Source organism: Saccharomonospora sp. (assembly GCF_027317685.1).
Taxonomy (GTDB): Bacteria; Actinomycetota; Actinomycetes; order Mycobacteriales; family Pseudonocardiaceae; genus Saccharomonospora.
Map to the genome: position 1 here is coordinate 1 of NZ_DAHVQP010000110.1, position 9,768 is coordinate 9,768.

Below are 9,768 nucleotides of genomic sequence, written 5' to 3' on the forward strand. Positions count from 1 at the left end.
GGGACAGCGCCGTCTCTACGTCACCGACGGCTCCCTGGTGCCCGGCAACATCGGCGTCAACCCATTCCTCACCATCACCGCGTTGGCCGAGCGCAACATCGAGCGGATCCTCGCCGAGGACCTGCGTTGACCACGCCTTCCGGGAGTACGACCGGTGGTCAGCCCTCGGACTTACGCAGTCGTTCGTAGTGGGCGAGGCAGTCCTCGTAGCGGGGCAGAATGCCGGCCTCGAGCGCCTGCGCGAGCGTGGGGGCCGTGGCGTCCTTGTCCGACAGCACCGGTTCGACGTCGGACGGCCAGGGCAGGTTCAGTTCGGGATCGAGCGGGGTGATGCCGTGTTCCGCGGACGGTTCGTATCCCGTGGAGCACAGGTACGTCATGACGGTGCCGTCCTCGAGCGCCATGAACGCGTGCCCGAGGCCTTCGGCGAGGTAGACGCAGCGCGCGTCCACGCTGTCGAGCCGCACGGCGTCCCACTGTCCGAACGTGGGCGAACCGACCCGGAGGTCCACCACAACGTCGAGCAGCGCCCCGTGTGAGCAGTACACGTACTTGGCCTGGCCGGGAGGGGTGTCGCGGAAGTGGACGCCACGGATCGTTCCCCGGCGCGAAACATTGTTGTTCGTCTGCGCCACGGTGAGGCGATGGCCCACCGCCTCGACGAACGCGGCTTCCTGGTACGGGGCCACGAAAAGGCCCCGCCGGTCGGGAAAGGTGGGCGGAACGAATTCGTAGGCATCCCTCACGGCCAGCTCGCGCACGTCCATGCGCGACAGCTTAAAACGCGCCGCGCCCGCTGCGAGGAGCGCCCATAAAAGCCGGATGGTCGTCTTGCTATTAAGCCTCTTACCAGCCGAAAGGGTACTTTTTCTGTGATCTCAAACGCACCTTCGCGACACAACCCACACTTGTGCTGCCACACTGGGCGAACCGCTGCGTCCGCGGCCACGGTGTCCAGGACCCACCTTCACCACGGGCTTCGACGGACGCCTCGTCGGCGAGGTTGCGCTACCGCGTCCCGCTCGCCGTGTGGAGGAACCCACATCGCCGGGGGCGCTTTTCGCCGTGTCCCCGTTTCTCTCGATGGAGATTGACGTGTCCCAAGCTCAGGTGAGCGACGAAGACATCTTCACCGGTCACGAGGGTGGCAAGCTCTCGGTGGCCGCTACCTACCCAATCACGCAGGCGCGTGACCTGTCCATCGCCTACACGCCCGGGGTAGCGCAGGTCAGCCGTGCCATCGCCGATGACACCGCGCTCGCCGCGCGTTACACGTGGGCGAACCGCCTCGTCGCCGTGGTGAGCGACGGCACGGCGGTACTCGGGCTCGGCGACATTGGGGCAAAGGCGTCGCTGCCCGTCATGGAGGGCAAGTCGGTGCTCTTCAAGACGTTCGCGGGCCTGGACTCGATCCCTCTGGTGCTCGACACCACCGATGTCGACGAGATCGTCGAGACACTCGTGCGACTGCGGCCTTCGTTCGGCGCGGTGAACTTGGAGGACGTGTCGGCTCCACGCTGCTTCGAGCTGGAGGCGAAGCTTATCGAGGCGCTGGACTGTCCCGTGATGCACGACGACCAGCACGGCACCGCGATCGTGGTGTTGGCGGCGCTGCGAGGGGCCAACCTGGTGCTCGATCGGGCTCTGGGCGACCAGCGGGTCGTCATCTCCGGTGCCGGAGCGGCGGGTGTCGCCTGCGCCAAGATCCTGCGCGCCGCGGGCGTGGGAGATGTCACGGTCCTGGACTCCAAGGGCATCATCCACAGCGATCGGGACAATCTGAACGCGGTCAAGGCGGATCTGGCGGAGAACACCAACGCGCAGGGACTGCGCGGTGGTCTCGCGGAAGCGCTCAAGGGGGCCGATGTCTTCCTCGGGCTGTCCAGCTCCACGGTGGAGGAGAGCCTGCTGGCCACGATGGCGCCCGACCCCATCGTCTTCGCGTTGTCCAATCCCGACCCGGAAGTGCACCCGGAGGTCGCGGCGAAGCACGCCGCGGTGGTGGCGACGGGCCGCAGCGACTTCCCGAACCAGATCAACAACGTGTTGGCGTTCCCCGGGGTGTTCAAGGGTGCTCTGGACGCCGGTGCGACCGCGATCACCGAGAACATGAAGCTCGCGGCTGCCGAGGCGATCGTGTCGGTGGCGGCGGATTCGCTGGCCGCCGATCGCATCGTGCCGAGTCCGCTCGATCCGCGAGTGGCCCCCGAGGTGGCCAAGTCGGTGGCGAAGGCAGCTGAATCGGACGGTGTCGCCACCGTGGCGACGCGCTGAGAAGACCGGGAAGACGGTGATGAGGGCGGCCGGTCGTCGGATCGACCGGCCGCCCCGTCGTCCTTTGAATCGCGACCGAACGTCGGCGTGGCGGGTTATGCTGCTGTCCCGCCGCGTGCGCGGTGCCGCCCGAATCGGAGGGAAACGATGTCGGAAGGCTCGAACGGTCCCGGCGCCCCTCGAAGGGTGCCGCAGCAGCACGACGTGTTCGCTCCGTCGTCGGCGAATCTTTCGCCGACCGGTCCGTCGACGACCGAGGCTCCTCCCACGAGTCAGCGGCGGGGCTTGCTCACCGGTGCGGTCGTTCTGAGTTTCGTGACGGCGGGCTTCGAAGTTCTCGGGGGTGTGCTGTGGTTCCTCAGCGGCACCCGGGTAGGAGAGATCGAAGCGGCCCTGGGCACGGGTGGGGACACGGGCGGCATCGTCGTGATGCTCGGAGTGGTGTCGTTGTTCGTGGGCGCCGCCTATGTCTGCGGTGGGACCCTGGCCCTGCGGCACAGGGGGTCGGTGTTGTTCGCGGCGTGTTGTCTCGGCATCGTGCTGAATCTCGCCGTGCTGGTGCTGTTCCGAGGGGTGGCCGGACTGCCCAGTCTGGTCCTCGGGTGCGCGACGTTGCTGTTGTCGACGCTTTCGGCCGGGCGAAGGTAGGGCACGGCGTTCACCCGGCTTCGCCCAGCCGGTGGAGGACTTCGACGATCCGGTGTCGAGGCAGGTCGATCAATCGCAGGTCGGCGACATCGTCGGCGGCGTCCGGCCAGACATTGCCGAGGCGTGCGTGCGCGCGAGTCCACACTTTACGGACCGCCGAGGGCGTGTCGACGCGATCCGCGACGACCACGGCATGAGTGTCATCGGGTGTGCTGCGCAGCAGCCGCAACCGGTATTTAGGGGCCAGCAGTTCGATCAGCGCGCTCTGCGCGGCCGCGTCGACGAGGTCGGGGTGGGCGTTGGGGACCAGTGCCGCGACCCGTTCGGCGTTCACCGCCAGCAATACTCGCAGCAGCCAGGGTCCCGGGTCACCGTCGAGATCCAGCGCCACGGCTGTTCCCGGATCGGCCGTGATCGGCTTCGACCAGTCGGGTCCGACCGTCGTGACCTGTGCGCCGTCCTCGCCGGCGATGGCGATGAGGGCTTCGCGTAACGGCGCGGGAGTGCTCGCGGACTCCACGGATCGCGGCCCGTGCGTGTAGATGGCCTGCGTGCTCCTCGCCTTCTTACGCGCCCGTGAAGTGGGATGGCAGACATAGAGATCGGCGGAGCCGCCGATGGCCTGCGCGCCGTGGTACCGATGGAAACCGGGCAGGATCGCCTCGAACGTCAACCCGAGGTTCAGCAGTGCCCGCTGTGTTCGGTGGCCCAGCGTGGGGTGGCGGGGGCTGTAGCCGTAGGCGAGCAGGACCCGTCCGTGGGCCGGATCGGCGAGGCACTCGATCGCCCTCGACGCGAACAGCGTCATTCCCTCCGATGTGTACGGTGGGTCGCTGAACACGACGTCGGCCTTGCCCGCCACGGCTCGGGGCAGCCCGAACCGCAGGTCGGCGTGCACCGTGAGGACGGTACCGCCGCTGCGTCGGTCGATGTGTTCCAGCACGCGGTCGTCGACGTCCACCACGGCGAGATCGGCGTCAGCGCGGAGTTCGTGCACGGCGAGCGACGTCAGGTCGTGGTCGCCGACGAACACCACGGTGACGCGGCCGAGGTCGTAGTGTTCGTCCAACCACAGCGCCCTGCGCAGCACCGTGTCCGCGGTGGCCTGGACGTGGTCGAGTGCGGGAAGCGGCGGGGGGACGTCGGCGAGATGCCGTTCGATCCGCGCCAGCAGATCGGTTCGCGGTGATACCGGTCGGCCTACCTCGGCCAGGTGCCCGTCGGCCGTACCGGGACTCAACCGCAGAGCCGTACCTGACCGTTCGACATCGTCGCCGAGGCCGGAGAGCAGTTCTTCCACCGAGCGACGGGGGAGTCCCGTGATACGCACGAGGTCGTCGAACTCTTGCCAGTCCTCCGCCAGGAGGGTTATCGCCAGTCGATGCTGGTGCGCGTAGAGGCCGGAATCCACAGCAGGGAGCCTAGAGACCGAACGGCGCTGGTGCGGCTCAGGCCCTCCACCGCCGTAGCGCGGCTTCTCGTGTGGGGCATCACCGTCGAGGAAAGCACAGTGACGAATGGACCGCGTCCGAAGTAGGGAGGCGACCCTACTATCGGCCCGACCCAGGTGGGTGGTTCTTCCCCGACTTCACCCGGAAAAGACGTGCTACATACCGCTTACGCCCCGGTAAGACAAGAGCTTTCGTCGCAATCGTCCCAAGTTTACGTTCTCCCAACGTTCACCGGAACGTGTAGGAGGAAACTTTGCGAGGGCATCGAAAGTTCAGCGGCAGAACCCTTGCCGGTGTCGGAATCACCGCAGGGGTCGCCGTCCTCGCGGCGCTGGGAGGCAACCTCCCCGCAGCCGCGCAGGAAGGCGTCATCTTAGGAGCCAACGCCGAAGACGCCATCGACGGCAGCTACATCGTCGTGCTCAAGGACGGGTCGTCGGTCACCGACGTCGCCGACCGCCACAGCGCCGACGTGGAACACGTCTACGAGCACACACTCAACGGTTTCTCGGCCACGATGAACGAGACCATGGCCAAGCGCGCGGCGGCCGACCCTCGTGTGGCCTATGTGGAACAGAACCGCATGTACCACACGATGGCGGACCAGACCAACCCGCCGTCCTGGGGACTGGACCGGGTCGACCAACGTGACCTGCCGCTGGACGACACCTACAGCTACGACACCACAGCCTCCAACGTGGAGGCCTACGTCATCGACACCGGTATCCGCATCACGCACGACGACTTCGAGGGTCGCGCGCGGCACGGATACGACTTCATCGACAACGACAGCAACGCCGACGACTGCAACGGGCACGGCACGCACGTGGCGGGCACCATCGGCGGCAGCTCCTACGGCGTGGCCAAGGGTGTCGAGCTGATCGGTGTCCGCGTCCTCGACTGCCAGGGTTCCGGCAGCTACGACGCCGTGATCGCCGGCATAGACTGGGTCACCGAGAACGCCAGCGGCCCGGCTGTGGCGAACATGAGCCTCGGCGGCGGCGCGTCCACCGCCGTGGACGACGCGGTGCGTCGCTCGATCGACGCGGGTGTCACCTACGCGCTGGCGGCGGGTAACGACTACGGCGCCGACGCCTGCAACAGCTCGCCGGCGAGGACCGAGGAAGCCATCACCGTCGGCTCCACCACGAACACCGACGCGCGGTCGAGCTTCTCCAACATCGGCACCTGCGTCGACATCTTCGCCCCGGGCAGCGACATCACGTCCGCCTGGATCGGCAGCGACTCCGACTCCAGCACCATCAGCGGCACCTCGATGGCCACCCCGCACGTGGCGGGCGCGGCGGCGCTGTACCTGGCCGACAACCCGTCGGCCAGCCCCCAGCAGGTGAGGGACGCGCTGGTGGACAACGGCACCAGCGGCGTGGTGGGCAACCCGGGCAGCGGTTCGCCGAACGTGCTGCTCTACACCGGCAACGGCGGCACCGCCCCCGACCCCGAGCCCACCGACTGTGAGCCCGTGACCAGCAACACCGGCGTCGCCATCGGGGACCGTTCCACCGCGACCAGTTCGGTGACGGTCGAGGGCTGCGGCCGGGCGGCCTCCGCCACCACCACGGTGGAGGTCGACATCCAGCACACCTACCGCGGTGACCTGCAGATCGACCTCGTGGCTCCGGATGGCACCACGCACCGGCTGAAGGACTACGGCTGGGACTGGCGTGAGGATGTGAACGAGACCTACACGGTCGACGCGTCGAGCTCGCCGGCGGACGGCACCTGGCAGCTGCGGGTGACCGACGTCTACTACGGCGACACCGGCAACCTCAACAGCTGGACGCTCACTCCGTGAGTGACTGACTGACAGGCCGTCGAACTCTCGTCCGCACCGGTGACCGCTCCCGGTGCGGACGGGACACGAGTGAAGGAGCGGTTCACGGATCGACCCGGCCGCCTGCCCCCTTTCTCATCCGGGGGAAGCGGCCGGGTCGACTTCCGTTCAACGTCTCTTAGTCTCCTACTCGACTCCGCTACTTCGCGCCATCACCGGAACCGCTGCCGGCGTGCTCGCCCAGGAACGCTTCCGGCGAGTCGTCCAGCGCCTCCCACCAGGGGGTGTGGAGCGCGGGCGACACGGTGCCGGTGACGGGCGAGGCGAAGCCGCCCTTGTCCCGGTAGCCGATGATGTTTTCCTGCTTGTGGCCGAGCCAGGTGCGGAAGTGCTCCACGGTCATGTCGAGGTCGAACTTCGGGTAGTCCAGGTTCTGGAGGAGGTCCCGAATGTATTCGGCCTGGAACTCGACGGCGTCCACCATGCCGGACAACGCCTCCTCCCGGGACCGCCAGCCGGCGATCTCCTCGCGCATCTGTTCAGCGGAGGGGAGAGAGACACGGCCGAGCACGTAATCACGGGCGTACCAGGCCTGCGCGTCGAACAACGTGAACGTGTAGTACAGGTCCTGCATCGCCAGGTACATCAGGTTCGGGTTCTCCACCCAGAAGACGCCCTTGTACAGGTTGTCCGGGTACAGGACGTTCTTGGTACGCAGGCGCAGGCTGTTCTCAAGGAACGGGAAGTGGTGCCGGTAGCCGGTGCACAGCAGGATCGCGTCCACCTTCCGGGAGCTGCTGTCGGCGAAATGGGCCGTGTCACCGTCCAGGCGGGTGAGCAGCGGAACCTCGGTGATCCCCTCCGGCCAGGCGAATCCCATCGGGGCGGTGCGGTAGCTGATGGTCACCGAGTTGGCACCGTACTTCTTCACCTGAAGAGCGAGGTCTTCGGCCGAATAGCTGCTGCCGATGATGAGCAGGTCCTGCCCGGCGAATTCGCGGGAGTCGCGGAAGTCGTGCGAGTGCAGGATCCGACCGGGGAACTGCTCGAACCCGGGGAAATCCGGCATGTTCGGGACGGAGAAGTGCCCGGTGGAAACGATGATGTAATCGAATTCCTCGGTGCGGGTCTTCCCGGTCTTTACTTCCTCGACGGTGACGGTGAAGGTGTTCTTCTCGGCATTGTGGGAGACCCACCGCACTGCCGTCTCGAATTGAATGTATTTGCGAATGTCGTTCTTGCGGGCCCGGCCGAGAACGTAATCGTAAAGGACTTCGCGCGGTGGGTACGAAGGGATCGGCTTACCGAAGTGCTCGTCGAACGTGTAGTCCCCGAATTCAAGACACTCCTTGGGGCCGTTCGACCACAGGTGCCGGTACATGCTGGCATGCACGGGGTCGCCGGCCTCGTCCACTCCGGTCCGCCAGGTGTAGTTCCACATTCCACCCCAGTCGCTCTGCTTCTCGAAGCAGACCAATTCGGGCAGCTCGGCCCCGTTCTTGCCCGCTTCTGCGAAAGCGTGCAATTGAGCCAATCCACCCGGTCCTGCTCCGATCACCGCGACGCGCGACGCCATGTACTTTCCTCTCTTGTCGAGTGAATTCCATGCCACCGAAAAATCGAGGCCGCGCACCGAAGGTTCGCATGAAACGGTCTACGTCTTCGATGACGAGAAGCGCATCAGGTTCCGAAAAAAGCCCTGACGGTTCGATCGGCGCGCAGGCCGACCATAGGTCGATCGATGTGAAATGATCCAGTGCTAAGTGATGCACATCGCTGATTTCGTGGATCAATTCTTAAAATAACCTGAGAAAGTGGGGGGTGGTGTCAGGTGGGCAATTTGGGCAATGTTATTCTTATCTGTTTAAGTATTTTCCGGGGTATTTTCGCCGATTCGGTGCCGAAAAGCCGACCGCCGGCCTCCCCAGCGGGGAGACCGGCGGTCGTGGTTTCCTAACGGACGGTGGAGGTCAGTCCTCGAAGGCCTTGGCGATCAGCGCCTTCTGCTCGACCTCGTGCACCTTGGACGAGCCCGCCGACGGCGCGGCCATCGGCCGACGTGCCACGACATCGAGACGCGGGAACGACTCGGGCATCCTGCGCGGCAGGTTCAGCCCGAAGAACGGCCAGGCACCCTGGTTCTCCGGCTCCTCCTGCACCCAGAGCACCTTGTCGACGTGGCTGTACTTCTCCATCTCGGCGCGCAGCTTCTTCTTCGGCAGCGGGTAGTACTGCTCGATGCGGACGATCGCCACATCGTCGGCACCACGCTTGCGCCGCTCCGCCACCAGCTCCCAGTAGAGTTTGCCGGAGGTCAGCAGCAGCTTGCGAGCGTTGGCCGGGTCGATCTCCTGCTCGCCGATGACCGACAGGAACTTCGAGTCGCCGGTGAAGTCCTCCACCGCCGACGTCGCCGCCTTGTTGCGCAGCATCGACTTCGGGGTGAACACGATCAGCGGCCGGTTCACGCCGTCCAACGCGTGCCTGCGCAGCAGGTGGAAGTAGTTCGCCGGGGTGGACGGCATCGTCACCGTCATCGAGTGCTCGGCACACAGCTGGAGGAACCGCTCGATGCGGCCGGACGTGTGGTCGGGGCCCTGGCCCTCGTGGCCGTGCGGGAGCAGCAACACCACGTCGGACAGCTGGCCCCACTTCGCCTCACCGGACGAGATGTACTCGTCGATGACGGTCTGTGCGCCGTTGACGAAGTCGCCGAACTGCGCCTCCCACATCACCAGAGCCTCGGAGTTGGCCACCGAGTAGCCGTACTCGAAGCCCACGGCCGCGTACTCGGACAGCGCCGAGTCGTAGACCATGACACGGCCCTGGTCGTCGGAGAGGTGCTGCAGCGGGGCGAACTCCTCGCCCGTCTTGCGGTCGATCAGCACCGCGTGGCGCTGCGTGAACGTGCCGCGACGTGAGTCCTGGCCGGACAGCCGCACCAGGCGGCCTTCCAGTGCCAGCGAACCGAACGCCAGTAGCTCGCCGAACGCCCAGTCGATGTTGCCCTCGCGCGACATCTTCTGTCGCCGTTCGAGCACCGGCTTGACCCTCGGGTGCGGGGTGAAGCCTCCCGGCAGGCTGACGAACGCGTCACCGATGCGCTCGATGACGTCGCGTGGCACCGCGGTCGGCACCTGGGCCGGCACCTGCTGCCGCTGCTCCACCGACGGGCTCGGCGCGATCGGGTGCTTCTCCAGTTCCCGGACTTCCTTGAACACGTGTTCCAGCTGGGTGGAGAAGTCACGCAGCGCGGCCTCGGCCTCCTCCATGGAGATGTCGCCACGGCCGATGAGCGCCTCGGTGTAGGTCTTCCGGACGCTGCGCTTGGCGTCGATGATGTCGTACATGCCCGGCTGGGTCATCGACGGGTCGTCGCCTTCGTTGTGACCGCGGCGCCGGTAGCAGATCATGTCGATCACGACGTCCTTGTTGAACGTCTGGCGGTAGTCCACGGCCAGGCGCGCCACCCAGTAGGCGGCCTCGGGGTCGTCGCCGTTGACGTGGAAGATCGGCGCGCCGATCATCTTCGCCACGTCGGTGGCGTACTGCGACGAGCGGGCGTGCTCGGGCGCGGTGGTGAACCCGACCTGGTTGTTGATG

8 protein-coding genes are annotated in these 9,768 nt (G+C 66.3%); 4 read left to right on the plus strand and 4 right to left on the minus strand.

What is annotated here, in order from left to right; all coding sequences use genetic code 11:
• Positions 1-130, plus strand: a 130-nt coding sequence (locus M7H19_RS12435; RefSeq protein ID WP_277068927.1) for a GMC oxidoreductase, incomplete at its 5' end; no start/stop codon positions are given.
• Positions 131-158: 28 nt separating this feature from the next.
• On the opposite strand, the gene rfbC is transcribed toward M7H19_RS12435, so the two are convergent.
• Positions 159-767 (minus strand): dTDP-4-dehydrorhamnose 3,5-epimerase, encoded by a 609-nt coding sequence (rfbC, locus tag M7H19_RS12440; protein ID WP_298180944.1) that lies wholly within the window; start codon positions 765-767, stop codon positions 159-161.
• 328 nt (positions 768-1,095) lie between these two features.
• Here rfbC and M7H19_RS12445 point away from each other — a divergent pair, with 328 nt between their 5' ends.
• Together M7H19_RS12445 and M7H19_RS12450 are read left to right on the plus strand one after the other, a co-directional pair.
• Positions 1,096-2,274, plus strand: a complete 1,179-nt coding sequence (locus M7H19_RS12445; RefSeq protein ID WP_298180945.1) for an NADP-dependent malic enzyme — start codon at positions 1,096-1,098, stop codon at positions 2,272-2,274.
• Positions 2,275-2,421: 147 nt separating this feature from the next.
• Entirely contained in the window at positions 2,422-2,922 is a 501-nt protein-coding gene (locus M7H19_RS12450; RefSeq protein WP_298180946.1) for a hypothetical protein, read from the plus strand.
• 10 nt (positions 2,923-2,932) lie between these two features.
• On the opposite strand, the gene M7H19_RS12455 is transcribed toward M7H19_RS12450, so the two are convergent.
• Positions 2,933-4,333: a bis-aminopropyl spermidine synthase family protein gene (locus tag M7H19_RS12455; protein WP_298180947.1), complete on the minus strand. Its 1,401-nt coding sequence runs from the start codon at positions 4,331-4,333 to the stop codon at positions 2,933-2,935.
• 293 nt (positions 4,334-4,626) lie between these two features.
• Between M7H19_RS12455 and M7H19_RS12460 the strand changes: the two genes are divergently transcribed.
• Positions 4,627-6,186 (plus strand): S8 family peptidase, encoded by a 1,560-nt coding sequence (locus M7H19_RS12460; protein ID WP_298180948.1) that lies wholly within the window; start codon positions 4,627-4,629, stop codon positions 6,184-6,186.
• A gap of 178 nt (positions 6,187-6,364) precedes the next feature.
• Here M7H19_RS12460 and M7H19_RS12465 read toward each other — a convergent pair whose 3' ends face one another.
• Both M7H19_RS12465 and M7H19_RS12470 read right to left on the minus strand, forming a co-directional pair.
• Positions 6,365-7,741 (minus strand): NAD(P)/FAD-dependent oxidoreductase, encoded by a 1,377-nt coding sequence (locus M7H19_RS12465; protein ID WP_298180949.1) that lies wholly within the window; start codon positions 7,739-7,741, stop codon positions 6,365-6,367.
• Positions 7,742-8,135: 394 nt separating this feature from the next.
• On the minus strand, positions 8,136-9,768 hold a 1,633-nt coding region (locus tag M7H19_RS12470), incomplete at its 5' end, for a multifunctional oxoglutarate decarboxylase/oxoglutarate dehydrogenase thiamine pyrophosphate-binding subunit/dihydrolipoyllysine-residue succinyltransferase subunit (protein ID WP_298180950.1).

Excerpts from the sequence above, each read along its gene's own strand:
- rfbC (WP_298180944.1), bottom strand. The coding sequence starts at position 767 with ATGGACGTGCGCGAGCTGGCCGTGAGGGATGCCTACGAATTCGTTCCG.
- M7H19_RS12465 (WP_298180949.1), bottom strand. The coding sequence starts at position 7,741 with ATGGCGTCGCGCGTCGCGGTGATCGGAGCAGGACCGGGTGGATTGGCT.
- M7H19_RS12450 (WP_298180946.1), top strand. The coding sequence starts at position 2,422 with ATGTCGGAAGGCTCGAACGGTCCCGGCGCCCCTCGAAGGGTGCCGCAG.